This is a genomic window from Acidobacteriaceae bacterium, from assembly GCA_035944135.1.
In the GTDB taxonomy this organism is placed as follows: domain Bacteria; phylum Acidobacteriota; class Terriglobia; order Terriglobales; family Acidobacteriaceae; genus Granulicella.
The window spans coordinates 318,912-345,018 of sequence record DASZBM010000002.1; the positions used below are offsets into that span (position 1 = coordinate 318,912).

21 protein-coding genes are annotated in these 26,107 nt (G+C 63.2%); 8 read left to right on the top strand and 13 right to left on the bottom strand.

The window, feature by feature from the left end; translation table 11 throughout:
• Nucleotides 1-15 precede the first annotated feature (15 nt).
• The 3 genes from VGU25_03980 to smpB all read right to left on the bottom strand — a co-directional run bounded on the left by VGU25_03980 (nt 16) and on the right by smpB (nt 2,737).
• A complete protein-coding gene (locus VGU25_03980) occupies nt 16-531 on the bottom strand; it encodes a c-type cytochrome (GenBank protein ID HEV2576351.1) in 516 nt (171 codons plus the stop codon).
• A gap of 81 nt (nt 532-612) precedes the next feature.
• Entirely contained in the window at nt 613-2,157 is a 1,545-nt protein-coding gene (locus VGU25_03985; GenBank protein HEV2576352.1) for a leucyl aminopeptidase, read from the bottom strand.
• Between the two features lie 37 nt (nt 2,158-2,194).
• Nucleotides 2,195-2,737: an SsrA-binding protein SmpB gene (gene smpB / locus VGU25_03990; protein HEV2576353.1), complete on the bottom strand. Its 543-nt coding sequence runs from the start codon at nt 2,735-2,737 to the stop codon at nt 2,195-2,197.
• Nucleotides 2,738-3,150: 413 nt separating this feature from the next.
• Here smpB and VGU25_03995 point away from each other — a divergent pair, with 413 nt between their 5' ends.
• The 7 genes from VGU25_03995 (at nt 3,151) to VGU25_04025 (ending at nt 10,596) form a co-directional block, all read left to right on the top strand.
• Nucleotides 3,151-5,694: a cohesin domain-containing protein gene (locus VGU25_03995; GenBank protein HEV2576354.1), complete on the top strand. Its 2,544-nt coding sequence runs from the start codon at nt 3,151-3,153 to the stop codon at nt 5,692-5,694.
• Between the two features lie 10 nt (nt 5,695-5,704).
• Nucleotides 5,705-6,235: a prepilin-type N-terminal cleavage/methylation domain-containing protein gene (locus VGU25_04000; GenBank protein ID HEV2576355.1), complete on the top strand. Its 531-nt coding sequence runs from the start codon at nt 5,705-5,707 to the stop codon at nt 6,233-6,235.
• Nucleotides 6,229-6,657: a prepilin-type N-terminal cleavage/methylation domain-containing protein gene (locus VGU25_04005; protein ID HEV2576356.1), complete on the top strand. Its 429-nt coding sequence runs from the start codon at nt 6,229-6,231 to the stop codon at nt 6,655-6,657. Before VGU25_04000 ends, VGU25_04005 begins: the two co-directional genes overlap by 7 nt.
• Before the next feature lie 185 nt (nt 6,658-6,842).
• Entirely contained in the window at nt 6,843-8,186 is a 1,344-nt protein-coding gene (locus VGU25_04010) for a M48 family metallopeptidase (protein HEV2576357.1), read from the top strand.
• Nucleotides 8,187-8,393: 207 nt separating this feature from the next.
• A complete protein-coding gene (gene queF / locus VGU25_04015) occupies nt 8,394-8,804 on the top strand; it encodes a preQ(1) synthase (GenBank protein HEV2576358.1) in 411 nt (136 codons plus the stop codon).
• Nucleotides 8,805-9,282: 478 nt separating this feature from the next.
• Nucleotides 9,283-10,272 (top strand): hypothetical protein, encoded by a 990-nt coding sequence (locus VGU25_04020; protein HEV2576359.1) that lies wholly within the window; start codon nt 9,283-9,285, stop codon nt 10,270-10,272.
• A 120-nt stretch (nt 10,273-10,392) separates the two neighbouring features.
• Nucleotides 10,393-10,596: a hypothetical protein gene (locus VGU25_04025; protein ID HEV2576360.1), complete on the top strand. Its 204-nt coding sequence runs from the start codon at nt 10,393-10,395 to the stop codon at nt 10,594-10,596.
• 461 nt (nt 10,597-11,057) lie between these two features.
• Here the strand turns inward: VGU25_04025 and VGU25_04030 are convergent, their stop codons facing one another.
• The 10 genes from VGU25_04030 to VGU25_04075 all read right to left on the bottom strand — a co-directional run bounded on the left by VGU25_04030 (nt 11,058) and on the right by VGU25_04075 (nt 21,146).
• On the bottom strand, nt 11,058-11,537 hold the full coding sequence (locus VGU25_04030) for a polymer-forming cytoskeletal protein (protein HEV2576361.1): 480 nt from the start codon (nt 11,535-11,537) through the stop codon (nt 11,058-11,060).
• A 303-nt stretch (nt 11,538-11,840) separates the two neighbouring features.
• Nucleotides 11,841-12,248: a hypothetical protein gene (locus tag VGU25_04035; protein ID HEV2576362.1), complete on the bottom strand. Its 408-nt coding sequence runs from the start codon at nt 12,246-12,248 to the stop codon at nt 11,841-11,843.
• 211 nt (nt 12,249-12,459) lie between these two features.
• Entirely contained in the window at nt 12,460-13,095 is a 636-nt protein-coding gene (locus VGU25_04040; GenBank protein ID HEV2576363.1) for a GNAT family N-acetyltransferase, read from the bottom strand.
• A gap of 4 nt (nt 13,096-13,099) precedes the next feature.
• A complete protein-coding gene (gene argH, locus VGU25_04045; protein ID HEV2576364.1) occupies nt 13,100-14,581 on the bottom strand; it encodes an argininosuccinate lyase in 1,482 nt (493 codons plus the stop codon).
• Nucleotides 14,582-14,643: 62 nt separating this feature from the next.
• Nucleotides 14,644-15,072: a hypothetical protein gene (locus tag VGU25_04050; GenBank protein HEV2576365.1), complete on the bottom strand. Its 429-nt coding sequence runs from the start codon at nt 15,070-15,072 to the stop codon at nt 14,644-14,646.
• Nucleotides 15,073-15,781: 709 nt separating this feature from the next.
• Entirely contained in the window at nt 15,782-16,828 is a 1,047-nt protein-coding gene (gene argF / locus VGU25_04055; GenBank protein ID HEV2576366.1) for an ornithine carbamoyltransferase, read from the bottom strand.
• A gap of 229 nt (nt 16,829-17,057) precedes the next feature.
• Nucleotides 17,058-18,323, bottom strand: coding sequence for an aspartate aminotransferase family protein (locus VGU25_04060; protein ID HEV2576367.1), 1,266 nt, complete (start codon nt 18,321-18,323; stop codon nt 17,058-17,060).
• 232 nt (nt 18,324-18,555) lie between these two features.
• Entirely contained in the window at nt 18,556-19,338 is a 783-nt protein-coding gene (argB, locus tag VGU25_04065) for an acetylglutamate kinase (GenBank protein ID HEV2576368.1), read from the bottom strand.
• A gap of 121 nt (nt 19,339-19,459) precedes the next feature.
• On the bottom strand, nt 19,460-20,545 hold the full coding sequence (gene argC, locus VGU25_04070; GenBank protein HEV2576369.1) for an N-acetyl-gamma-glutamyl-phosphate reductase: 1,086 nt from the start codon (nt 20,543-20,545) through the stop codon (nt 19,460-19,462).
• 145 nt (nt 20,546-20,690) lie between these two features.
• The gene (locus tag VGU25_04075) at nt 20,691-21,146 is read right to left on the bottom strand and encodes an ArgR family transcriptional regulator (GenBank protein ID HEV2576370.1); all 456 of its coding nucleotides are present in this window, start codon (nt 21,144-21,146) and stop codon (nt 20,691-20,693) included.
• Between the two features lie 264 nt (nt 21,147-21,410).
• Between VGU25_04075 and VGU25_04080 the strand changes: the two genes are divergently transcribed.
• Entirely contained in the window at nt 21,411-26,024 is a 4,614-nt protein-coding gene (locus VGU25_04080) for a glutamate synthase-related protein (protein HEV2576371.1), read from the top strand.
• Nucleotides 26,025-26,107 lie beyond the last annotated feature (83 nt).

Consider the following 26,107-nt stretch of genomic DNA (forward strand, 5'->3'; position numbering starts at 1 on the left):
CAGCGGGTGCAGCCGTCAGCGTCCGTGCGGAGCTTCGCCGCCTGCAGCCGGTGGGGGCCCGCTCGGATGCTCATGCTCGTGCGGCTTCGGGACGAAGACAGGCGGCTCGGCCATACCCTGGTGGCAGGTGCCGCAGGTCACCGGGTGCTCTGGTTTCGGATCCGTCAACTGCGTCAGGTAGTCCGTGTTGATGGCGGTGGCCATCTTGATCATCACGCGAGCGCGGTCCTTCATCGGGTTCGCGTCGGAGGCGAAGTTCGGCCTGTTTGTCGCGGGATCCTTCGCATGGCAGTAGGTGCACTCGACGCCGAGATCGCCTTCGAAGTGCCGCATGATGGCGACGACCTGCTCGCCGGTCAGGTCCCTGGGCAACACCTTGAGGTTTGTAGGCGGTGGAATCGGCCGCCTCTGATGCTGCGCAGCCGCGGCCCCGGGCTGCTGGGTGGGTGCGGGTTCTGTCTGTTGCGCAAATACCACCGAACCGGCCAGAAAAGAACCGGCGATCAAGACAAATAGAGATCTACTGGCCATGAACGTTCCTTACCTCGCAGCTGCAAATGACTTCGTTCTGCGCAGTCTAGCAGGGGCCGTGACAGTGATCGCGCGAGAGAGTTACTTCGCGTAACTCCGTGCCCACTCGGTGATGCTGCGCACGCCGATGCCGCTGGGCCCCTTGGACTGCCAGGGCTTCTGCTCGTCCACCCACGCTGTGCCCGCGATGTCGAGGTGAATCCACGGCGTATCGCCGGCAAACTCCTTGAGGAACATCGCGCCTGCGATCGCGCCGCCGTAGCGCGATCCGCCGGTGTTCATGATGTCGGCTATCGAGCTCTTGATCTGCTCGCGGTAATCGTCGGTGCAGGGCATCTGCCAGAATTTCTCGCCCGCCGTCGGATACACACTGAACAACCGCTGCGCGGTCTCGTCGTCGTTGGTGAACAGCCCGGCGTTGAGCTGGCCGAGCGCGATTCCGATTGCTCCGGTCAGTGTCGCTGCGTTGATCAGCCGCGTCGCACCGAGCGTCTTCGCGTAGTGCAGGCCATCGGCAAGTACCAGGCGCCCCTCGGCATCGGTGTTCAACACCTCGATCGTCTTGCCGGACATCGCCGTGAGCACGTCGCCGGGCTTGTAGGCGCGGCCTGAGGGCATGTTCTCGCACGAGCAGATCACGCAGAGGACGCGCACGGCAGGCTTCAGCAGCGCAATCGCGCGCATCGCGCCCAGCATCGCAGCGGCGCCGGCCATGTCGTACTTCATCTTGTCCATGTTGTCGGCGGGCTTGATGGAAATGCCGCCGGTGTCGAACGTGATGCCCTTGCCGACGAGGCCAAGCACAGGAGCGTCCGCTGCGGGCGAGTTCGCAGGCTCATAGCGCAGCACGATGAGTGCGGGCGGCTCGGGCGAACCCTGCGCGACGCCAAGGAAGGCGCCCATCTTCAGCTCCTTCAGCTTGTCGGTCGAGTGAACCTCGCACTCCAAGCCCAGCTCCTTGGCCATTGCCGCCGCGCGTCGGCCGAACTCCGTCGGCGTGAGCACATTCCCGGGCTCGTTCACCAGCGAGCGCGTGAAGTTCTGGCTTTCGCCGAGGACTACGCCCTCGTCCCATCCGCGCTGCGTATCCTTGCGTGTCTCGTCGTCGGCGTTTGGGACCAGCACGGTCAGGCTGCTGATGCTCTGGTCCTTGCGGTCGCTGCGATAGGTGTCGATGTCGAAATCGGCGAGGATGGCGCCTTCGGCAATCGCGCGCGCCACGAGAAAGCAGGGCAGCGCGTCAATGTGTTCGTCGGCGATCGCGCGATCCTCTGGAAAGGCGATGGCGACATCGCGAAGCCCTCTCGGGCGTGCCAGCCGGATGGCAGTTCCCGCGGCCTTGCGAATCTCATTCGCGGACAGCGACTTCGGCTTGCCGAGACCGATGACCAGCAGGCGCTCTGCTTTCAGCCCATCGGGACGATGGAGCACCAGCGTCTCCGCGAGCGCAGCCTTGAATTCACCGGAGGCGAACCAGGGCGCGACGCTGGCCGCGAGTGCATCCGAGGTCGTCAGCAGGGCAGGAGAGCCCGGCTCATCCTTTCCGGTTGCGATGTCGACGGCAAAGGCAACGAGCAGAGGCGTAGCAAAGCCCGAGGGATCCTGGAAGAGCAGCTTGGAGGTCATGTGCTCTTAATCGTAACCTGAGCGACACAAGAGCCTGTCATCTGCGCTGGCTGCGAGCGATCGCCGCACGGGTTTCCTTGTCGGCCTCGCGCTTGCGTTCCGTCTCGCGCTTGTCCCACTGCTGTTTTCCGGTGGCGACGGCCAGCTCGCACTTCACGCGGCCGCGGCGGAAGTACAGTCTCACCGGGATCAGCGTTGTGCCTTTGCCCTGGGTGGCTGCCGTCAGCTTCTCAATCTCGCGCTTATGCAGCAGCAGCTTCCGGGTGCGCAGGCTTTCGTGATTCATCGCGTTGCCATGCGAGAACGGGCCGATGTGCGCGTTCAGCAGGAAGGCCTCGCCGTCCTTGAGCAGGCCGTAGGCGTCCTTCAGGTTCGCCTTGCCTTCGCGGATTGACTTCACCTCGGTCCCGCGCAGCGCCACACCACACTCGAAGCGGTCCCCCAGGAAGTAGTTGAAGCTCGCCGAGCGGTTGAACGCGGCGTCCCGCTGGCCCGCAGCGACGGGGTCGCGATCCTTCGGCTTGGCGGCGGGCTTGGCCGTCGTGGCCGGCGTGGTCGGGTTGGAGAGCGAGCGGGGCATCAGCGAAACGGAACCATCAGCGAAACTCTGATGCTAACAAAGCACGGAGGATGCACCGAAGGCCGGCTACTGCCAAAGACGTACAACTGACGCAGATTGGTCAACACTTTGGCGGTGACTTCGCGGGTGACGACCCGTCCAATGCGATAAGGCAACTCTCACACGTGACGACTAACCATCCTGAAGAGCATTTTGAGGGCCTGGGGGCCGCAGGGGCGCAGGCCAGCACCTCGCCGTGCACCCGCCGGCGTGCGGGGTCCGCCGCGGGCCCGATGGTAGTATGTAGCGAGCCCGAACATCCGCTCGAAACCGCAGCAGACTCACCCCGGAAGCGCCGCGCGCGCCGCTCCGGAGGCTTCCTCCGGCGGGGTTCCGAGCCCATAGTGCGGGGTCCACGGGAGCGGGTTACAGGAATGAAACAACGCGAGATCGGCCGGTTGCGCAACGCGCTTTCTGCCCGTATTTTGAGCAGGGCCGCCGGTGTGCTGTCGCTGTTTCTTGCTGGCCCGCTGCTTGCCGGCCTGCTGCTCCCGGCTCCGCTCCACGCACAGTCCGCCAGCACCTGGAACAAGCGTGGCGAGAACGCCGAGGCCCGCGAGGACTATGACGCCGCCTTTGAGGCCTATCGCCAGGCGTGGCTCAAGAAGCCCAAGGACCTGCGCTACAAGGAGCGCTACGACCGGCTCCGCTTTGAGGCTGCCAATCAGCACGTCGATCGCGGCCGTGTTCTCCGCCAGGCCGGCGATGCCGGCGGGGCGATCAACGAGTTCGCCCGCGCTCTCCAGATCGATCCCGGCAACCAGGCCGCGGCGCAGGAGCTCGCGCTGACCCAGAAGTCCGGTACAGCCGGCCAGCCCGCGACCTCCGGCCCGTCTGCATCCGGCGTGAATAACAAAGCGCTCTCCAACGCCGGTCCCGAGGCCCAGGTGCTCATTCCGGGCGTTGACGAGGAGACGCCCCACCAGCGCGCAGTGCGGCACGAGATCGAGTCTCTCGGCGGACCTCCGCAGTTGCAGCCCGTCTCGAACGATCCGATCACGCTGCACATGGTCGAGGACACGAAGAACATCTACCAGGCTATCGGCAAGGCCGCCGGCCTGAACGTCATCTTCGACCCCAAGTACAACTCCACCCGCATCCCGATCGACCTCACCAACGTGTCGCTCTATGACGCGCTGCGCATGGTCGGCATTCTGAGCAAGACCTTCTGGAAGCCGGTTACGCCGAATACCATCTACGTTGCCGAAGACAACACCACCAATCGCAACGAGGACACCGAGCAGGCGGTGCAGACGTTCTATCTCACGAACGCCTCGCAGCAGAACGACGCCAACGAAGTCCTGATCGCGCTGCGCAATCTGCTCGATCAGCGCGCGAAGCTCTTTCTCGTCGCCAGCCAGAACGCGATCATCATCAAGGCGACGCCGGATGAGCTCGTGCTCGCCGAAAAGATCATCAATGACCTGGACCGCACGAAGTCGGAGGTCGTCATGGACGTCGCTGTGCTTGAGGTGAGCCGCCAGAAGGAGCGCAACCTCGGCATCACGCTGCCCACCAGCTTCGGCCTTACGCCGCAGGCCAGCAACGCGAGCTCGACATCAACCACAAGCACTACCGGCACGACCACGACGAATAGCACCGGAACGACCGGCACCAACACGACCAACCTCACGCTGAACACGCTGGGCAACATCAACGCGACGAACTTCGCGGTTGCGGTTTCGGGCGGCACGGTGAACGCGCTGCTTTCGGACAGCGATACCCGCGTTCTGCAGAACCCGCGGATTCGAGCCACGGACGGCCAGCGCGCGATCCTGAAGATCGGCTCGAAGTATCCGGTAGCGACGGGGTCCTACAACGCTGGTGTCTCCGCCGGCATTGCCAGCCTCGGCGTGCAGACGCAGTTCCAGTACATCGACGTCGGCGTGAACATCGACATTACGCCGACGGTGCACTATGACCGCGAGATCTCGCTCAAGCTGAAGGTGGAGGTCTCCAGCACGAACGGCAGCGTGAACCTCGAGGGCGGTGTCACCGAGCCGATCATCTCGCAGCGGTCCGCGGAGCAGACCATTGAGCTGAAGGACGGCGAACCGAGCTTGCTCGCCGGCATCCTGACGAACCAGGATTCCAAGAACGTCAGTGGCACACCGGGTCTCGGCGAGCTTCCCATCCTGAAGTACTTCTTTTCCAGCCAGGATAAGGTTCAGCAGTCGGACGAGATTGTCTTCCTGATCATCCCGCACATCGTTCGCGACTCGCTGCTTACGGACGAGAACACGCGTCCCGTCTACGCGGGCACCCAGAACAACGTGGAGCTGATCCGCCATGGCTCCGAGGCTCCGGCCGGCGCGCCGCCCACCGCTGAGTACAACCCGACTCCTGCCTCCACGACGACCGCAGCCAATGCAGCTTCGGCGATGATTCCGAGCATTGCGGCTGCGGGGCAGCCGTTGCCGCAGCCGGCAACCGGCGCAGCACTGGCCCCGGGGAACATTCCGTCGGCCACCGCCGTGACTCCGCTGAATCTCGCGATCGTCTCGCCCGGACAGGCCCAGATTGGTTCCACGTTCCAGGTGACGGTGCGCGCTTCCAATGCGCACGATCTGTTCAGCGTGCCGATCCAGATGCAGTTCGATCCCAGGGTGCTGTCGCTCGTCGGTGTCGATGCGGGTGATCTGCTCGGCCGTGACGGACAGGCGGTTGCACTCGTCCATAGGGATGAGGGCAATGGCGCTGTGACTATCTCGACGAGCCGTCCACCGCATACCGTGGGGATCAGTGGTGACGGTCCGCTGTGCGTGCTGACCTTCAAGGCGGTTGCGCCGGGCAGCTCTTCGCTCGCGCTCGTCCGGATGGCCGCACGCGACAGCCACGACAACAGCCTGCCGGTTACGGGCGGCCAGGCGACGGTGCAGGTCACGGGCGGCGGCGCTGGCGCACCTCCGCGCCAGTGAGGGCTTGACGATGGAAGGCCTGCAAGAACGCGTTCGACGAGCGAGAGAGCAGAGGCTGACCTCCGGTGAAGCTGGAGTCATGCGCGAAGCCGGCGTGACACGCGAAGCCGGTGTGACATTAGTCGAACTGATCATCGTTGTCGCTATCCTGGCGATCCTCGCAACCGCAGCGCTTCCGGTAGCGCGTTTCGAGGTGAAGCGCCGCAAGGAGAAAGAGTTGCGCCGTGACCTGTGGGAGATGCGCGCTGCCATCGACGCCTACAAGGACGCTGCCGATAAGGGCGGCATCCAGACGAAGGCGGACTCGAACAACTATCCGCCGGATCTGCAGACGCTGGTGGACGGCGTCGACATCCAGGATCACAAGGTGCGGTTCCTGCGGGCGATTCCGATCGACCCGATGACGAACTCGACGGATTGGGGTCTGCGCTCGAACCAGGACGATCCTGATTCGGACAGCTTCGGCGGCCAGGACGTCTACGATGTGTATACGAAGAGCCAGGGAACGGCGATGGACGGGACGAAATACGACACATGGTGAGCATTGCCAAATCCGGGATGAACCATAGCGCGGCAAAGCGCGAACGCGGCTTCACGCTCATCGAGCTGATGGTCGTGATGGCGGTTATTGCAATCCTTAGCTCGATCGCTATCCCCAGCTTTATCAACGCGGTAAAGCATGCCCGCGAGGCAGTGCTTCGGGAAGACCTGCACACCATGCGCCAGGCGATCGACAGCTACACGGTCGACAAAGAGAAGGCGCCGCAGTCCTTGGACGACCTTGTCCAGGCCGGATACCTGAAGCAGATTCCCGTCGACCCGATGACCGGAACCTCCGATTCGTGGATGCCCGACACTTCGGACACCCTGATGGACATTGACCAGACCGACGGCGGGATCAATAACGTCCACTCGGGCTCGCAGGGAATCGCGACGGACGGGTCGAGCTACAACACCTGGTAGCGATAGTAGTTAGTGGTTAGTCGTTAGTAGTTAGTCAAAAGCGGCGCGGCGCTCCTCGCAGGAGCACTAACTACTAACAACTAACCACTCTCAATCGGCCTGCAACCCAGAATCCCCAAACACGTCTACAATATTGCAGAGTGCTGTGCCTTGAAGGCAGGGCCTCCGGCCTCCGGGAGTTTGCCATGCGCGTCCCAATGCTTCTCGCCTTCGCGGGTCTTTCCGCGACCCTCGTCTTTGCACAGCAGCCCACACCGGCAACTCCCACAGGAGCCAACACACCATCGGTGACGGAGATTCCGCGCGCGCAGACGCCGGCGACACAGTCTCCAACTTCGACAAGCACAACAGATCCGAGCAGCACGACCAGCGCGACACCGGCGCAGACGCAGCAGACTCCGGCGGCGACTGCAGGCACGACGGCGCCTGCACAAGCCTCGACGAAGGACCAGACTGCCGACAGCAAAGATCAGACGGCCGACAACGGTAAGGCCGCAAAGCCCGGCAAGAAGGGCAAGGTCAAGGCCGACCAGGTACCCGAGGATGCGAAGGCCGACTCGATTCCGAATCCGGGCGAAGAGCTGGACCCGCACATCAAGAAGGGCAGTGAAGAGGATGTGAATGCGGTCGGGCAGCGGAACATCGGCGGTCGCGGCCTGGGCAACTGGTACTCGACGAACTGGGAGATCGGCACGGGCAAGCAGTACTCGATGGAGATTGAGAAGAGTTCGCACCTGGTGACCGATCCGGTTGTGGTGGAGTACATCAATCGCATCGGCCAGAACATTGTGAAGAACTCGGATGCGAAGGTGCCGTTCACGATCAAGGTGCTGGACACGGATGAGATTAACGCGATGGCGCTGCCGGGCGGGTTCTTCTACGTGAACTCGGGCTTGATCCTCGCGTGCGACTCGGAAGACGAGCTCGCGGGCGTGATGGCGCACGAGATCTCGCACGTGGCGGCACATCATGCGGCGCGCGAGATGACCAAGCTGAACTACATGCAGCTCGGGCAGATTCCGCTGATCATTTTCACGCAGGGCACATGGACCGGGTACGGCATCTATGAGGCGTCGCAGCTGGCCATACCGCTGACGTTCCTGCAGTTCTCGCGCGAGTATGAGGCGGAGGCGGACTACCTTGGCATTCAGTACATGTACAAGGCTGGCTACGATCCGCAAGGCATGGTGAGCATCTTTGAGAAGCTGGCGGCGCTCGAGAAGCACAAGCCGGGAGCGCTGTCGAAGGCGTTCAGCGATCATCCGGCCACGCCGGACCGCATCGCGGCGGTGGAGAACGAGATTGCCACGATACTGCCTGCGGAGCCGCAGTACATGGTGACGAGCTCGGAGTTTGACCAGGTGAAGGCGCGGTTGGCGAGGATCCAGAACAAGCGCGGCCTGAACGACAAGAAAGACAACTCCAAGCCGACGCTGCGGCGCGTGGGCGGAAGCAACAACGATCCGAACGCACCAAACAATCCGAGCAGCTCGACGGATGATCGTCCGACGCTGGGACGGCGAGACTAGCGAACAGCAGGGTGTTCGATTAGCGGGGGGAGCTGAGGCTCCCCCCCCCGTACTTTTTGTGCAAAGTCTTCGAACGAGAGACTTTAGGTCTGGACTTTTTGTTACGGACTTTCGCGTGGATTTGCGGTGGTCCGAGGGCGTGGGGTGTCGTGAGCTGTGAGTTGTCAACTGCCGGCTTCGAGTTCTCCGGTTTGAGAGAATGGAGGGATGGCAGAGAAGACCTATACGACTGGATATACCGACGACCACGCGAAGTCGGGATTGGATGTTGAGTTTCCCGCGATTGAGACCTGGCGGAATCAGTTTGCGAAGTATGAGATTTTGATCGACGACCCGGAGTTTACGAGCGTGTGCCCGAAGACGGGGCTGCCGGACTTCGGCACGCTGCTGATCCGTTACATGCCGCGCGAGAAGTGCCTGGAGCTGAAATCGCTGAAGGAATACCTGTTCACATATCGCAATCTGGGGATCTTCCAGGAGAACATTGTGAACCAGGTACTGGACGACGTTGTGAAGGCGACGGACCCGGTTTGGGCGGAGGTGAAGGGTGATTTTCGGCCGCGAGGCGGGATCTCGACGATTGTGACGGCGCGGTATCCGCGGACGGAGAAGCAGTGAGTAGTGAGTAGTGAGTAGTGAATAAGGCAAAGGCAAACGCAGATCCCCTTCGGGGATGACAAACAAGAAGGACGACCGCAAGGTGGCCGAGAGGAGCTCCGGCTCCTCTTGTTTTGTTGCGAGGCGGGTGGTTCCCAGTCGTTCGTTGGCACCCGAGACAGCGGTTCGCGCTTTGCGCGAATGCCCACCTTAGCGACGATGAAGCCGTCGCGAAGATGGGGCACCCGGATTTGTGGCGCGGATGGGGTATGCGGCAGAGGTGATGGGTGAGTGCTGCCGCAATGGAGTGTAGTTCTGCGCTGCGGATGGTCAGTTCCGGCGCGGCGGAGTGGGATTTTTTGGAGGGTGACAGCTCGCTATTCTCGCACTGAAGTAACGGGGAAAAGCAGAGTTGTCAGCCCAAAACTGCAGGAGAACAGCACGCTACGCAGACCTTGCGGCCCTGGCCGTAAGCGCGGTCGCAGCGGCGCTGGCACCGATGCAAGTGTTTCTGTTCTCGTTTGCAGTGCTGGGGCCACTGCACTATCTGACCGAGATTGCGTGGCTGCGCAAGAAGAATTTCTACCTTGGCAAGAGCGTGGTTCCGTCGCGCGGGTATTTGGTGGCCGCGGTTGTCGCGGTAGTGCTGAGCCTCTCGAGCGATCTAGTGAAGCACGATCTGTGGTTCTGGACCGTGGGAGCGATGCTGCTGATTTCGCTCTCGGTGCTGGTGCGGAACGTTTACGTGATTGCAGTGGTGGCGGTGGCGGCTCTGGTCACGTCGTTGTTCCTGCGGACGTGGGTGTTTTTTATTGCGGCGATGGTGCCGACGCTAGTGCATGTGTTCTTTTTCACCTGGACATTCATGGTGAGCGGAGCGCTGCGCGAGAAGCGAAAGACGCTGGCCAAGTGGGTGAACCCGGCGCTGGCGGTTGCGACGCCGGTGGTCCTGATGTTTCTGCCGATTCACTATGGGGTGCTGGGAGGATTCTGGCTGCGGGCGGAGTCGATGACCTTCTTCTCGATCCATACGAAGCTCGCGGCTGATCTGCACCAGACGATGATGCTGAACGGAACGCTGCTCAATAGCCCGCTGATTGCGGGTCTCATTAGAGTGTTTGCGTTTGCTTATCTGTTCCACTACCTGAACTGGTTCGCCAAGACCGAAGTGCTGGAGTGGCATAAGATTTCGCGGCGCGGATGGTTGGCGATTGCCGTGATCTATGCGGCGTGCCTGGGGAGCTTCGCGGTGAGCTTCCGGTTCGGGTTTATGTTGTCCTCGTCCCTGGGTTTGCTGCATGTGGTGCTCGAGTTCCCGCTGAACTGGCAGACGCTGCGGTTTGTGGCGGGCGAGCATGGAGTTGTGCCGGCGAGACGATGGGTGCTGGCGCGGCTTGGAACGGGTGCGCGGCCGGCATGGCCACATTTCAGGCCGGTCCGGCAGACCGTCCTCCCGGCTGGCTTGCAGCCCGTTGAGGATGCTGGGTAAAGGCTCGGCTGGAGTGGGCCGGGGTTGAACCCGGATGCGCTCCCAGTATGCCTTGTCGGCGGCCTCATCTTCCTCGTCGCCGCCGAGTTCCTCGAGCAGACGCTGGGCTGAGCCCATGGGTTGATCATGGCCGAGTTCGGCCTCCGGGGCGATGGGGCCGTGGGTGGGGTCGTGGATGATTTCGGCTACCGGTTGGGCCTGGGCTTTGGGGTCCGGTTTGGGAAGGTTGTGGCTGGCGATCTGGAGGGCGTAGAGGACCAGGCCCGCGCGGCGCGGGTCGAGCTCTCCGGAGACGATCTGCTGGATGATGAGGCCGACGGATAGCTGGATGGCGGAGCGGTCTTCGGGGAGCGGGAGGGAAAGCATCCCACTAGCCCGCTCCGCGTGTGAATGGGGCACCCGGCGATGGGGCGCCCGACGGGAGCCGTAAGAGTTTATGGCGGCGCCGCGGGTGGTGTGGTGGTAGTAGCAGAAGTCCTGGCTGCGGAGGCATGGGCTGCCGCAGCGGCGACCGTCGGTGAAGATGTGGCGGCATTGGAGACGGGTCGGCTCTGGCGTGTGGATGCTCATTTTTTGGCCTTTCAGGTTAAATGCGAAAGCCCGGCGGGTGCCGGGCTTTCGAGAACTTTACTCTATAAGGTTAGTATAACAAGGCTGTCAAGGGGTTTTGATCCTAAAGCCTTTCGTTGATGCGATTTATAGGTGAAAGCAATTTCAGTGGTTTAGGTTTCAGGCTGCTGAATGAGGTGGAATCGAGCTCCTGCAGGGCGAGCCAGGAACTCGCTCTAGCCGACTGCTCCCACAAGTTCGGGCTCGACCTCTTGCTGGCCTTGATGCTGGACCCTGGCGGCGGCAGGTTTCGATTCTTTGCGGATGTCGATGCTCCCGTTCAGGTGAGCTCCTTCTTCGATGGAGATACGGGAGGTGATGACGTCTCCGCAGAGCGAGCCGTCGCGACGGACGTAGACATGATCGGTTGCGGAGCAGGCGCCGGTGACTTCGCCCTGGAGGACGATGTCCTGGGCGGTGATGGTTGCGGAGACTCGACCGCTGGGGCCGACGGTGACGCGATCGTGCGGGAGGGCGATGGAGCCCTGGACGTGGCCTTCGATCAGGATGGATTCTGCGCCGGTGATCTCACCTTTGATGGAGATGGTTTTGCCGATCATGCTGGGGGCGATCACGGCAGAGGCGGAGGAACCGGGGGGATTTCCGGGCCGGCGAACCGGCTCGGGCATTGAAGTATCGACGCGCTGCTCTGGCATGAGGACCTCGGTGGGACTTATGGGGGTGGGGGATGTGAACAACTGCTTAGAGCGCTACGTTAGGCGGGAGCGAGGGCGGTGGGATATAGCATTTTCGGGGGAGCGGCGTGGGTGGGATTGGCAAGCGAGGGTGCGGATCAGGGAGTGTGCTTCTCTGAGGCCGGCTGCCGCGGGTTCCGGGTTGCGCTACGAGCTTCGAGCTGCGAGCTTCGAGCTGCCAGTTTTAAGGTGCGGGTCAGCGGCATAAAAGAGCCCGGCTCGTGGGCCGGGCTCGGGGGTTACTCGTGGTGGGCAGGGGTGCAATTACTGCAAGGTGCGACGGCGCGCGGCGGTATTGGTGGAAGCTGCCCGGCGGCGCGCAACATAGCGGCGGTGAGCGATGGCGTTCCGCTTCTCCTGCTGCTTGATGTCGTGATGCTTCTTGATCATGTGGAAGCCCGTGCCGACGGTGTGGCCGGTTTTGAGGCCAACGAAAGCACCGGCAGGGCCGCCGACGACGCCTCCGGCGACGGCACCGGCGCCGGCTGGGATGGCCTCGGTCTTGAGCTTGTTGTGGTGCTGCTTGTCGCGGGCCTCTACCTGGGCCTTGGCGCGGGCCTGGGCGGCGTGGCGGGCCCGCTTTTGCGCGGGGGTCTGGCTAGCGGCGGCTGGCAGGGCTAGTGCGAGGGCGAGAAATGTGCCGGTGAGGCCTGCGATCCATCGGTTGAGCATGCGATCACTCCGTGACACCAAGAGAATCGGATGGGGTTTTGACTAGGGGTGGATGTCCAAGATTTCGGGAGGTTTGCGTGAAACTTTGGTCACTTGCGGGCAACCGTTGCGGGCCGGCGAGAAGCTATCGCGCGGCTTAGCGCGCGACCGCCCACTCATCCGCTGCGCGCATGAATGGGGCACCCGGATTGTGGGCGATCCAGCGCCGGCGCTAGCGGGTGCCGGTGGGGGCGAGGGGGTTGATCTGGACGAGCTCGGGGAGCTGGGGCTCGCGGGGGCCGAGGACGGCGATGTTGGGGAGCGGGCCGCGCACCATGGCGACTTCGTCGCAGGCGTAGAGACGCGGGCAGGTCTGGCAGTCCTTGTAGATTTTGTCGGGCATGGCGTCGCGTTCGGCGGTGCGGAAGCCGAGGTGCTCGAAGTAGTCGGGGATGCGGGTGAAGAGGCAGACGGAGGCGACCTCGTGGTCGTCGGCTTCGGCGATGAGGGCTTCGAGGATGGCGTCGCCGGCGCCGAGGCCGCGGCGGTCTGCGCGGACGACGATGGAGCGGACCTCGGCGAGGTGCGGGCCGTAGAGGTGGAGGGCGCCGCAGCCGAGGAACTCTTCTTCGGGTTCGTGGGTTTCGGGGTTTTCGATGGTGCGGTAGGCGACGGTGAAGTCGCGGATGTTCTCGCAGAGCTCGGCGTAGGAGCGGCGGAGGAGGGTGCCGTCGTGGGAGTGGGCGTTGACGAGGTCGAAGATGTTGCGGGCGTCCTGGAGGCGGGCTTTGTGGACGCGGATGGGTGCGGCGCTGGCGGGCTGCGCTTCGTGGGGGCCGAGATCGAGAGTGATGAGGTCGCTGGACATTTCTTTAGGGGGTAGAGGGTAGGGGATAGAGGGTAGAGAGGCGAGTGCGCGCGGCGGCGAGGGCTTCGCGGACGCGGTGGGTGGCGGTGCCGCCGGGGACGTCGTGGCAGTCGAGGGTGGCGGTGAGTGAGATGGCTTCGTAGAAGTCTTCGGCGAACTCGGGCGAGAGGGTGCGGAGGTCTTCGAGTGGGATGGCGTTGAGTTCGAGGTTGCGGTCGAGGCCGAGGCGGACGGCGTTGCCGACGATTTCGTGGGCTTTCCGGAAGGGGACGCCTTTGTTGGAGAGATAAGTGGCGGCGGCCATGGCGTTGAGGTAGCCGGTTTCGGCGGCGGATTTGAGGCGTGGGGTGCGGAAATTCAGGGCGCGGGTGAAGTTGGGGAGGACGCTGAGCAGGCCGGCGAGGGTGTCGGCGATGTCGAAGATCTGCTCCTGGCCTTCCTGGAGGTCTTTGTTATAGGCGAGCGGCAGGCCTTTGATGAGCGTGGCGAGCGCGGTGGCGGCGCCGAGGAGGCGGGCGGATTTGCCGCGGGCGAGCTCGGTGAGGTCGGGGTTTTTCTTTTGCGGCATCGCGGAAGAGCCGGTGGAGAAGGCTTCGGGGAGGTCGACGAAGGCGAACTCGGCCGTGGCGTAGAGGGTGAGCTCTTCGGCGAAGCGCGAGATGTGCAGGCCGAGGGTGGAGGCTGCTTGCGCGAAGTCGAGCATGAAATCGCGGTCGGATGTGGCGTCGATGGAGTTGGGTGTGGGGGCGCTGAAGGCGAGGGCGTCCGCGGCGATGGTGCGGTCGAGTGCGAGGGTGGCGCCGGCGATGGCTCCGCTGCCGAGCGGGCAGAGGTTCATGCGGGCGCGTGCGTCGGCGAAGCGGGAGAGGTCGCGCTCGAGCATGGAGACGTAGGCGAGGAGCCAGTGGGCGAGGAGGACGGGCTCGGCGCGCTGGAGGTGCGTGTAGCCGGGCATGACGTCGTCGATGTGGGCTTCGGCTTGCGTGAGGAGTGCGTTTGCCCAGTCGAGGAGGCCGTGAGTTGTCGCGTCGATCGCGTCGCGGACGAAGAGGCGCATGTCGGTGGCGATCTGTTCGTTGCGCGAGCGGCCGGTGTGGAGCTTGAGGGCGAGGGCGCCGATCTCTTTGGTGAGCTCGAGCTCGACGAAGTGGTGGATGTCTTCGGCCTGTGGGGCGCTGGCGACGATGGCGGCGCCGATCTGAGCGTTGGATGTTTCGTAATCGATTTGGCCTGAAGTTGCGCTGATGCGGTGCGACCAGTTGAGGAGGCGTTCGCCGACGCGGGTGAGGCCGGCGAGCATAGTGTCGAGTTCGTCTGGCGTGAGGATGCCGGCGGCGGCGAGGGCGCGGGCGTGCGCCTGCGAGGCGGCTACTTCGTGAGGCAGGAGGCGCCAGTCGAAGGGGAAGCTGCGCTGCCACTGCTCGAAGGTGCGGTCGAGGGGCTCGCGGAAGCGGCCGGACCACATCTTGGTTGGTTCACTAGGCATCTGCGATCGAATCCTTCTGTTTCTATTTCTATTTGTGTTTCATTTGCCGAGCGACTTGTATTTCAATCGCCAACGAAAATCCAGTGAAGCTGCTCTGCCAATGTGCGTTTTCGAAACTTCATCGTAGCTTCAGCAGGAAAGCTCTTAGGTTGAACGTCACAGCACGTCATGCCATAAGTGATTGGCAATGAATAGACGTCATCTATGTTCGGCAGCGACGGGGCTTCGGGAAACGATGCGATTCCTGCCTTATCGGTTCGCCGCTGGATCCATTTGCAGCCATGCCACTTCAACTTGAGGCCCGAGTCCACTGGCGTGCAGTTGTAACGCAGAGTGATTGGAATGTCCCGTAATGGTTTGTTCGTGCCGTCTTCAACTGCGTGGATCGTGAGTCCTTGCGCTTCAGCACTCTTGGATAAGGGGAGCACGCAGGCGAAGCACACGACGATTATGCCGAGCCATTTCGATTCGGACTGTGCGAACACCGTCATGCGTACCCCAGGGGCTGAAGCCCGTTTTGTGGTGAATTGTTATGGCACGGCTGAAGCCGTGCCCCTTCAAAAACTTTTGCGCTTTCAGTTTTCAGTTGCCAGTTTTCAGTTGCCAGTTTGTTTGCAGTTGAAAAGGGTTGAGCGGTTGTGGTGAGGCGGAGAGCGTCGGGGTCCTTCGACTTCGCTGCGCTCCGCTCAGGATGACGGCTTGTGGTGGTTCATTTACCTCAGGGGCTAAAGCCCCGTTTCTGCTGAACTGTTATGGCACGGCTGAAGCCGTGCCCCTTCAAAACTTTTGCGCTATCAGTTTTCAGTTGCCAGTTTGTTTGTAGTTGAAAAGGGTTGAGCGGTTGTGGTGAGGCGGAGAGCGTCGGGGTCCTTCGACTTCGCTTCGCTTCGCTCAGGATGACGGCTTGTGGTGGTTCATTTACCTCAGGGGCGAAAGCCCCGTTTCTGCTGAACTGTTATGGCACGGCTGAAGCCGTGCCCCTTCAAAACTTCTTTCCTCTTTCGCTTCTTCAGCACCTTTCGGAGTTGGGCTGCTGTGGGCTCCGGGTTTGCGCTATCAGTTTCGAGTTGCGAGTTTCGAGTCGCGAGTTAGTTCGTGGCTGAAAAGGGTTGAGGGGCTGTGGTGAGTCGGAGAGCGTCGGGGTCCTTCGACTTCGCTGCGCTCTGCTCAGGATGACCGGTTCTAACAACTACCGCGAAGCTATCTGCGGCGGTTGGGGGTTTTGGGGAGGCGCTTGGCGCCGCCGAGGAGCATGAGGGTGATGGCCTTTTGGGCGTGCATGCGGTTTTCGGCCTGGTCGAAGACGATGGAGTGCGGGCCGTCGAGGACCGAGTCGGTGACTTCAGCGTTGCGGTGCGCGGGCAGGCAGTGCATGAAGACTGCGCCCGATTGTGCGTGCGACATCAGGGCGTCGTTGACCTGGAAGGGGATGAAGATGGGGCCGCGGCGGGCGGAGTCGTGCTCCTGGCCCATGGAGACGCAGACGTCGGTGTAGATGGCGTCGGCGCCGGTGGCGGCCTTGACGGGGTCGTGGGTGAAGGTGAGCGAGCCGCCGGTGGTCTCGGCGATCTCGATGGCCTTGTGGATGATGTCGAGCTTGGGCTCGAAGCCTTTGGGTGTGGCGATGGTGACGTGCGAGCCGAGCAACGCGCCGGCGAGCATGAGCGAGTGGCAGACGTTGTTGCCGTCGCCGACGTAGGTGAACTTGAGGCCGTCGACGGCACCGAAGTGCTCTTCGAGGGTCATGAAGTCGGCAATGGCCTGGCAGGGATGCTCGAGGTCAGAGAGTGCGTTGATGACGGGGACCTTCGCGTTGGCGGCCATCTCGGTGATGGTGGAGTGCGCGAAGGTGCGGAGGACGATGATCTGCATCCAGCGCTCGAGATTGTGAGCGACGTCGGGGATGGACTCGCGCTCGCCGAGCGGCTGCTTGGTCTGGTCGTAGAAGATGGCGTTGCCGCCTGACGTGTTCATGGCGGCTTCGAAGGTGAGGCGCGTGCGGAGGGACGCCTTCTCGAAGATGAGGATCATCTGCTTCGCGTCGAGGGCGTGGCGGAAGTCGTCGGGGTTGGCTTTGACGGCGTGCGCGAGCTCGAGGATGGCGGTGAGCTCCTGCGGCGAGAGGTCGGCCATGGAGACGAGGTCGCGGCCGTTGAGACCCTTGGCGAGCTCGGTGAAGGCGGTGTCGGACTGGATGCCGGAGGGCTTCCGTGATTTCGGGTTCATGACGATGGTTTTCGTGTCCATGGGGTTCCTGGGTGGTGCGAGGTTCTAGGTACTAGGTACTAGGAACGAGATGCGAGTTAGATCCGTGGTTGAAAATGGTTCGACGCTATTCGTAAGGCCGGCATTTTCGGGGTCCTTCGACTTCGCGCTGCGCGCTTCGCTCAGGATGACGGCCTATTTTTCCTTTGCTCAGGATGACGGCCTATTTTTCCTTTGCTCCGGATGACGGCGCTAATTGACCTCCCCTACATTATTTTGCGGTGGCCTCGGCGGTTTGGGGCTCGGGGGTGAGGTGTTGGGTGAGGAGTTGGTCGAGCGCGGCGATGGTTTGGTCGACGTGCTCGCGGGTGATGATGTACGGCGGAAGGAAGCGCAGAACGGTGTCGTGCGTGCGGTTGAGGAGGATGTGATGTGTGTTCATCATTGCCTCGTGAACGGACTTGGCGAGGTCTGGCGAGTGGAGCTCGAGGCCGACCATGAGGCCGAGACCGCGTGCCTGCTTAATAGATGAGTGCTTTGCGGCGAGGTTGCGGAGCTGGGCGAGGAAGTAGTTGCCGAGCTCGGTGTTGTGGGCGAGGAGGTTGTCGCGCTTGATGGTGTCGATGGCCGCGATGGCGACGGCGCAGGCGAACGGGTTCCCGCCGAATGTAGTGCCGTGCATGCCGGGCGTGAAGGCGCGCGCGGCTTCTTCGGTGGCGATCATGGCGCCCATGGGGATGCCGCCGGCGATGGGCTTCGCGAGCGTGGTGATGTCGGGCATGACGTCAGTGTGCTGGTAGGCGGTCCACTTGCCGGTGCGGCCCATGCCGGATTGGATCTCGTCGAAGAGGAGCAATGCGCCGGTGGAGTCGCAGAGTGCGCGCGCGGTGCGGAGGAACTCTGCGGAGACGGGGTTGATGCCGCCTTCGCCCTGGAGGACCTCGATGCAGATGCCGCAGACGTCGGTGCTGAAGGCGGCCTTGAGTGCGGCGACGTCGTTGAAGGGAATGAATCCGACGTCGGGCATGACGGGTTGGAAGGGCTCGCGGTAGGCGGACTTGTGGGTGGTGGCGACGGCGCCCATGGTGCGGCCGTGGAAGCTGTGCTCGAGCGCGAGGAACTTTGTGCCGATGCGTTTGCCTTCGGAGCGCAGCAGGCCGGCGTGGGCGCGGGCGAGCTTGAGTGCGGCCTCCCAGGCTTCGGTGCCGGAGTTGGTGAGGAAGACGCGGTCGAGCCCGGTGATCTCGGTGAGGCGGAGGGCGAGCTCGGCGGTGTGGGGGTGGTAGAAGAGGTTGCTGGTGTGGACGAGGGTCTTCGCCTGCTCGGTGATGGCGGCGGTGATGGCGGGGTGGTTGTAGCCGAGAGCGCAGACGCCGATGCCGGAGAGGAGATCGAGGTACTCGGTGTTGTTCTCGTCGTAGAGGTGCACGCCTTCGCCGCGCGTGATGAGGATGGGGTAGCGCGCGTAGGTGTTGAGGACGAGTTTGGATTCGGCGGCTTGTGCGTCGGCGAGTGTGAGATGTGTCTGATTTGGCATCGTTCGGTCCGTGGTTGAAAAAGGTTCGAACAGCTTTCGTGATGTGAGAGCGTCGGGGTTCTTCGACTACCCCTTCGCTGTGCTCAGGGTTCGCTCAGAATGACGGTGCTGTGATGGTTCGGAAGCAAAGGCAAAGGCATCGAGCGTCGCTCGATTGCCCACTCATCCGCTACGCGTATGAATGGGGCACCCAGATTCGGCTCAGGATGACAGAAAGAAAAACAAGAACGGGTCATGCGACCATGACCTCCGTTCCGTCGTTGATGCGGGTGCTGGAGAAGTCGGGGAGGACGGCGGCGGATTCGGCGGGGAGGATGCGCACGCGCTTGACGCCGTGGGTGAGGGCTTCCTTGCAGGCGTTGAGCTTGGGCAGCATGCCGCCGGAGACGACTGCAGCTTTTTCGAGCGCGGGGACTTCTTTGAGGGAGAGCCAGCGCATGACGGAGCCGTCGGCGCCTTTGACGCCGGGGACGTCGGTGAGGAAGACGAGGGCGTCGGCCTTGGTGGAGATGGCGGCGGCGGCGGCCATTTCGTCGGCGTTGATGTTGTAGTATTCGCCGTCGAAGCCGAGGGCGATGGAGGAGATGACGGGGACGGCGCCCATCTTCCAGATGGCGTCGAGCCAGCGGGGGTCGGTGGAGGCGATCTCGCCGACGAAGCCGAGGTCGTGCTCGGTCTTTTTCTTGCGCGCGCGGAAGACCTGGGCGTCGCCGCCAGTGAGGCCGACGGCGGAGACGCCGTGCTGGGTGAGTGCGGCGACGAGAGACTTGTTGACGCGGCCGCCGAGGACCATGAGGGCGGCGTCGCGGGTTTCGGCGTCGGTGATGCGGAGGCCGGCGACGAACTCCGATTTCTTGCCCATCTGGGCGAGGAGCCTGGTGAGCTGGACGCCGCCGCCGTGGACGAGCGCGACGAGGTGACCGTCGCGGGTGAGGTCGGCGACGGCTTGCGCGCAGGTGGCGAGGAGCGAGGGGTTTTCAAGGGCGGCTCCGCCGAGCTTGAGGACGAATTTCATGGGTGGACTCCAGGTGCGAGAAGCAGATCCCCTGCGGGGATGACAGAAGGAAAGGCGAGAGCAAAAGCAAAAGCTTTGACGCAAAGAGCGCAAAGGGCGCGAAGGAACGCAAAGGAAGACGTCATAGGAGGCCCTCCTGTTGATGGAACCCGGCCATGAGGTTCATGTTTTCGATGGCTTGCGAGGCGGCGCCTTTGAGCAGGTTGTCGAGGCAGGAGACGACGATGAGGCGGCGAGCGTCGCGGTCGAGATGGAAGCCGAGGTCGCAGAAGTTGGTGCGCGCGACGTGCTGGATCTGCGGGAGGGTAGGCGAACGGCGCACGCGGACGAGTGGGGCGTTTGAGTAGAAGTCGTCGAAGCAGGATTGGATCTCGTCGACGGCGCACTCTTTGTTTAGACGCACGTAGATGGTGGAGAGAATTCCGCGGGGGATGGGGAGCAGATGCGGCGTGAAGATGATTTGCTCGCGGGTGAGTTGGAGTTGTTCGAGGAGCTCGCCGGTGTGGCGGTGGCCGAAGACGGCGTAAGCAGAGAGGTTGTCGGCCGCGTGCATGAAGTGCGTGGTCGCGGTGGGCAGCTTGCCCGCGCCGGAGACGCCGGATTTGGAGTCGGCGACGATGCCGTGGCCGAGGTCGACGATGTTGGCACGTACCAGGGGAGCGAGCGCGAGGATGACAGAGGTGGCGTAGCAGCCGGGGTTGGCGACGAGGCGTGCGCTGCGGATGGCGGGTGCGTGCAGCTCGGGCGAGCCGTAGACGGCTTCGGACTGGAGCTTGGCGGCGCAGTCGGGGTTGGCGTCGTGGAGTTTGTAGATGGCGCGGTTGGTGTCGTGCTGGAGGCGCCAGGCGGCGGAGAGATCGACGACGCGGATGTTGTTCTGGAGTGCGATGGGCGCGAGGTCGCGGGACTGCTCGTGAGGCAGCGCGAGGAAAAGGAGGTTAACGCCTTCTTTGGTGAGGGTGTCGAAGGAGAAGGGGATGACCTGGGCGGCGTCGGCGTTGGGGGCGCCGGTGAGTGCGGGGTGAATGTCGGTGAGGCGCAGGGTCTCTTCGGCGCCTTCGCGGCCGAGGAAGACGGGCGGAGTGGTGAGGCGCGGGTGGTGGAGGAGGAGGCGCGCGAGCTCGGCGCCGGCGTAGCCGGTGACGCCGGCGACAGCGACGCGGAGATTGGTGGAATCCCACTCGTCCGCTTGCACCCCAGCGAGCAAGCTCGCCGGGGACCCCGCTGCGCGTACGAATGGGGCACCCGCCGGGGACCCCGCCGCGCGTATGAACGGGGCACCCGGAGTTGTGGTGGTCCGTGAAGTGCCCGGAGTTGTGGTCATCCCCGCAGTACTCGGATTGGAGGTGGTATTAGGCAATGAAGGTCTCGATGCGGGTGCGCAGGGTTTCGGCGCGGCGGTTGTCGGGGCAAATGACGAGGACGGTGTTGTCGCCGGCGATGGTGCCGACAACCTCGGGCCATTCTTCGTAGTCGAGCGAGGCGGCGACGGGCTGAGCACCGCCCATGGTGGTGAGGACGATGAGAAGATTCTGGGCCTGGCGGACTTCGAGGCCGAAGTTCTGGAGAACGTCGCCGATCTCGGGGAGTTCCTCTGCTTCTTCGTCGACGGCGGGGAGCTCGTAGCCGGCGGGGCCTTTGAGGAGCTTGAGCTCGCGGATGTCGCGCGAGAGCGTGGCCTGCGTGACGTGAATGCCACGGGCGGCGAGCTTGCGGCGGAGGTCATCCTGGTTATTGATGGCCGCACCGTTGGATTCGGCGGCCTTGGCCAGGAGGTCTCGGATCGCGTTTTGGCGTTGATGCTTCATAAGGCGTCAGGGAGTGAGGAAGTTAGGGAACGCTCCGGATTCTTTTTCACTCCTTCTGGATGTTTGACCTGCTGAATGGGCTTTTAAGCACAGGAAAAAGCGTGACGCAGAGGGCGCCACGCCTGATGCATAAAAATCCACAATTCATGTATAAATATACATACCGCGAATGTCAAGGCGAGGGAACGGGTTTAGCTCAAGATTTCCTAGGAAGATTCACTCCCTCGATCGTGCGCTAGTCAAACAATGGAAGTATAGTGAAGCATGCCCCTTCTTTTTCCTCAGCGGCCGAAGTGTCTGTCGACGGGCGATGTTCAGCCTGGCGGCGGAAGTTTGAGTGAAGTTGCATTGCCGGAAGGCCGGGCGAGCCTTCCCGAGGGCCTTGCTGAAGGCCCGAAAAGCTTGATCGATCCGCGTTTTGACCAGGATTCGTGTGGCGTGGGCTTTGTGGCGTCGGCACTGGCGAAGGCGAACCACAAGATTCTGGAAGATGCGCTGACGGCGCTGGCGCGGCTGGAACATCGTGGTGCGGTGGCGGCGGACGGTGCCTCGAGCGACGGCGTGGGCCTGATGACGAATGTGCCGCGGGCGCTGCTGCTGAAGTCGGCTGGGATTGAATTGGCTGACGATGCGACGCTGGGCGTGGGCATGGTGTTTTTGCCGCAGGGAGAGACGCGCGCCGAGGCGGTGATTGAGCGCGCGCTGAAGGCGCAGGAGCTGAAGGTGCTGGCGTGGCGGGATGTGCCGACGCGGCCGGAGATCTTGGGCGAAATTGCTCGCTCGACGATGCCGACGGTCCGGCAGGTGCTGGTGGGCGATGCGGCGGTGCATGCGAACCTCGACCCGATGGAGCGCAGGCTGTACCTGGCGCGCAAGCAATTTGAGCGCGCGGTCGAACTGAACGAGGTTACGGGCTATATTTGCTCGCTCTCGGCGCAGACGATTGTGTACAAGGCGATGTGCCTGGGGAGATTGCTGCCCGAGTTCTATCCGGATCTGGCGTCGCCGGAGTTTGTGACGCAGTTCGCGATCTTCCATCAGCGGTATGCGACGAACACGCTGCCGACGTGGCATCGCGCGCAGCCGTCGCGCAAGCTGGCGCATAACGGCGAGATCAATACGGTGTGGGGCAATCGCTCGAGGATGCGGGCGCGCGGGTCGACGCTGCCGGTGGAGTGCAAGCCGGTGTTGACGGAAGGTGGAACGGATTCGGCGTCGCTGGATGAGGCGATTGAGCTGCTGAGCCACAACGGGCGGACGATTGCGGAGAGCGTGCGCATGCTGCTGCCGCCGGCAATTACGAAGCGCGTGCATCCGTTCCTGGAGTACCACCGGGAGTGCGCTGAGCCGTGGGATGGGCCGGCGGCGATTGCGTTCAGCGATGGCATTGTTGTGGGTGCGGCTCTGGACAGGAATGGGTTGCGGCCTTGCCGGTATGCGATCACGAGCGAGGGGATTGTGGTCGCGGGGTCCGAGGCTGGACTGGTGGACCTGGATCCGGGAACGGTGATTGAGAGCGGACGGTTGGGGCCGGGCGAGATGCTCGGTGTGGATATGTCCGAGCGGAAGGTGTACCACAACGAAGACATGATGGACGTCTTCGACTCGCGCGAGGAGTTTTTGGCGCTGACGCGGATGGAGCCGCTGGTGCCATTGCAGGCATCGGACCTTGGCTTACCGGTTGAGGAACTCTCGCGGGTGCAGAAGGGCTTCGGGTACACGAAGGAAGACGTCAACATGATTTTGAAGCCCATGGCGAGCACCGGGAAGGACGCGGTGTGGTCGATGGGTGATGACACGCCGCTGGCGTTTCTGGCGAAGAGTCCGCGACCGCTGTATGCGTTCTTCCGGCAGCGGTTTGCGCAGGTGACGAATCCGCCGATTGATTCGCTGCGCGAATCGGTGGTGGTGAGTCTGCACACGCGGCTGGGACCGTGGCCGCATTTGCTGGAGAAGAACGCGCCGCTGCCTGGCATTGCGCTGGATTCGCCGTTCTTGTCGCTGGGACAGATGGCGGCGTTGCGGAGCGGACAGTATCCGCATAAGGAAGAGCTGTGCGTGGAGGAGCTGGCGTGCGTATTTTCGCCGGAGAAGACTCTCGAACAGGCGATTGAAGAGCTGAGCCTGCGTGCGGTGGAGATGGTGCGCAAGGGAGCGCGGGTGGTGGTGCTGACGGATCGCAGCGCTTCGGCGGAGCGGATTCCGGTGCCGATGGCGATGGCAACGGGCGCGGTGCATGAGGCGCTGGTGGACGCGGGGCTGCGTACGCTGTGCGGGCTGGCGGTGGAGGCCGGCGATTGCCGCGATGTGCATCATGCGGCGGTGCTGATCGGGTATGGCGCGGGCGCGGTGTGCCCGTGGCTGGCGCTGGAGACGGCGCGGACGTACGTGGGTGAAAAGGGATTTCCGGAGGGCGTGGACGCAGAGAAGTATCTGCTGAAGTCGCTGGATGCGGGGCTGGCCAAGGTGATGTCGAAGATGGGCATCAGCGTGGTGAACAGCTATCGCATGGCGCACCTGTTCGACATTCTTGGTCTGCATAAGAGCGTGGTGGACCGGTGTTTTCCGGATACGCCGGCGCCGCTGTCAGGGATTGGGTTTTCTGAGCTGGAGCGGAGGCTGCGGGCGGCGTGGATTGGCGAGAGTGTTGAGCCGGCGGCGGCGAAGGCTGACCTGCCGGATTATGGATGGGTTCGGTTCCGCAAGGCGGATACGGCGGAGCCTCATCAATGGCAGCCGCCGAATGTGAAGGCGCTGCAGACGGTGGTGGGAAGCGCAAGAGGCGTGCCGCCCGCGAGTGATGCGGCGCAGGCGTTTCAGATTTTCACGCGCAATGTGGATACGGCGGAGCCGCGATCGCTGAGAGATTTGCTGGAGGTTCGACCGGCGGGGCCGGAGCTGGCGATTGACGATGTTGAGGCGCCGGAGAGTTTGTGCCATCACTTCATTGCGAGCGCGATGTCGCTGGGCTCGCTGAGCCCGGAGGCCCACTCGACGATCACGCAGGCGATGAACATGCTGGGCGCGAGGTCGAATACGGGTGAGGGTGGCGAAGATCGCGCGGTGTACAGTTTGCAGGGTCAGGGGCCGAGAGCTGGTGGACCGGAGGGTGAGTTCGCTGCGGCTGCGCGTGAGAGCAATGGAGGCGCGGCGGTGGCGGAGATGGTGAGTGCGCCGGCGGTGCATGCGAGCCTGAATAACAAGATTAAGCAGATTGCTTCGGGGCGTTTTGGCGTGACGGCGGAGTACCTGGCGCACGCGGAGGAGATCGAGATCAAGGTGGCGCAGGGAGCGAAGCCCGGTGAGGGTGGACAGCTTCCGGGACACAAGGTTTCGGGGTTGATCGCGAGACTGCGGCATGCGCAGCCGGGAGTGGCGCTGATCTCGCCGCCACCGCATCATGACATCTACTCGATTGAAGATCTGGCGCAGTTGATCTATGACCTGAAGCGCGTGAACAAGCGCGCGGCGGTGGGTGTGAAGCTGGTGTCGAGCTTTGGCGTGGGCACGGTGGCTGCGGGCGTGGCGAAGGCTTACGCGGATTACGTGGTGATTGCCGGCAACACGGGAGGCACGGGGGCGGCGGCCCTTTCGAGCATCAAGTATGCGGGGAATCCGTGGGAGCTTGGGCTGAGCGAAGCGCAGCAGGTGCTGCGGGCGAATGGCATGCGCGAGCGCGTGCGGCTGCGCACGGATGGCGGAATTGCGACGGCGCGGGATGTGCTGATGGCAGCGCTGCTGGGTGCGGACGAATATGCGTTCGGCACGGCGGTGTTGGTGGCCCTGGGCTGCGACATGGCGCGGCAGTGCCACCTGAACACCTGCCCGACGGGCATTGCGACGCAGAAGCCGGAGCTGCGGGCCAAGTTCCGCGGCAAGCCGGAGCACGTGGTGACGTTCTTCAAGCAGCTTGCGGGCGATCTGCAGCGGCTGCTGGCGAAGTTCGGGCTGCCGAGTCTGGAGGCGGCGATTGGGCGTGTGGATCTGCTGGAGCAGGTGCGGTTCGACGGCAACCTGAATTTGACGCCGCTGCTGGCGGATGGCGATGACGGACCGCGGCGTTGGGGCGGCGGACGGAATGACAGACCTGAGGCGAAGGAACCTTTGGACGAGCAGTGGACGCGGCAGGCCGTGGCCGCGGCGCAGAAGGGCAAGAGCTTCGAGGTGGGCGCGGAGATCTGCAACGAGGACCGTTCGGTGGGCGCGCGGCTGTCCGGTGAGCTTGCGCTGCTGCGGGCGAAGGGCGAGATCGAGTGCGTGGATGTGACGTTCGATCTGCATGGGACGGCTGGGCAAAGCTTCGGCGCGTTTGCGGCGGAGGGGATCAAGCTGATCCTGACGGGGCAGGCGAATGACTTTGTGGGCAAGGGACTGTCGGGCGCGGAGCTGGTGCTGCGGCCGGTGGGACGAGCGGTGGAGCGGAGCGGCGATCACGTGCTGTTGGGCAATGTCGCGCTGTACGGGGCAACCGCTGGGAAATTGTTCGCTGCGGGAAGAGCGGGCGAGCGGTTTGCGGTGAGAAACTCGGGTGCGATTGCGGTCATCGAGGGTATCGGCGACCACGGCTGCGAGTACATGACGGGCGGCGTTGTGGTGATTCTCGGCGAGATTGGGATCAACTTCGGCGCGGGCATGACGGGCGGACTGGCGTGGGTGCTGGATCGCGATGGCGAGATCGTTGAAAAGACGCGCTATCACGATGAGTTTCTGGAGGCGGTCGCGTTTGAGGCGTGCACGGAAGAGGAGCAGGCGCAGTTGCGCGGGCTGCTGGATGAGCATGTGCGGTTGACGGATAGTGTGCTGGCCAGTGGGATGCTGAACGACTGGGAGAGCGCGGCGAAGGAGTTTGTGTTGTTCCGGCCGAAGCCGCAGGCGTGATGCTAGTGAATAGTGAAAAGTGAATAGTGAATAAGGCGAGAGCGGTGGTCGCGTGAGCGGCTGCCGCTTTTGCTTTCGGTTCG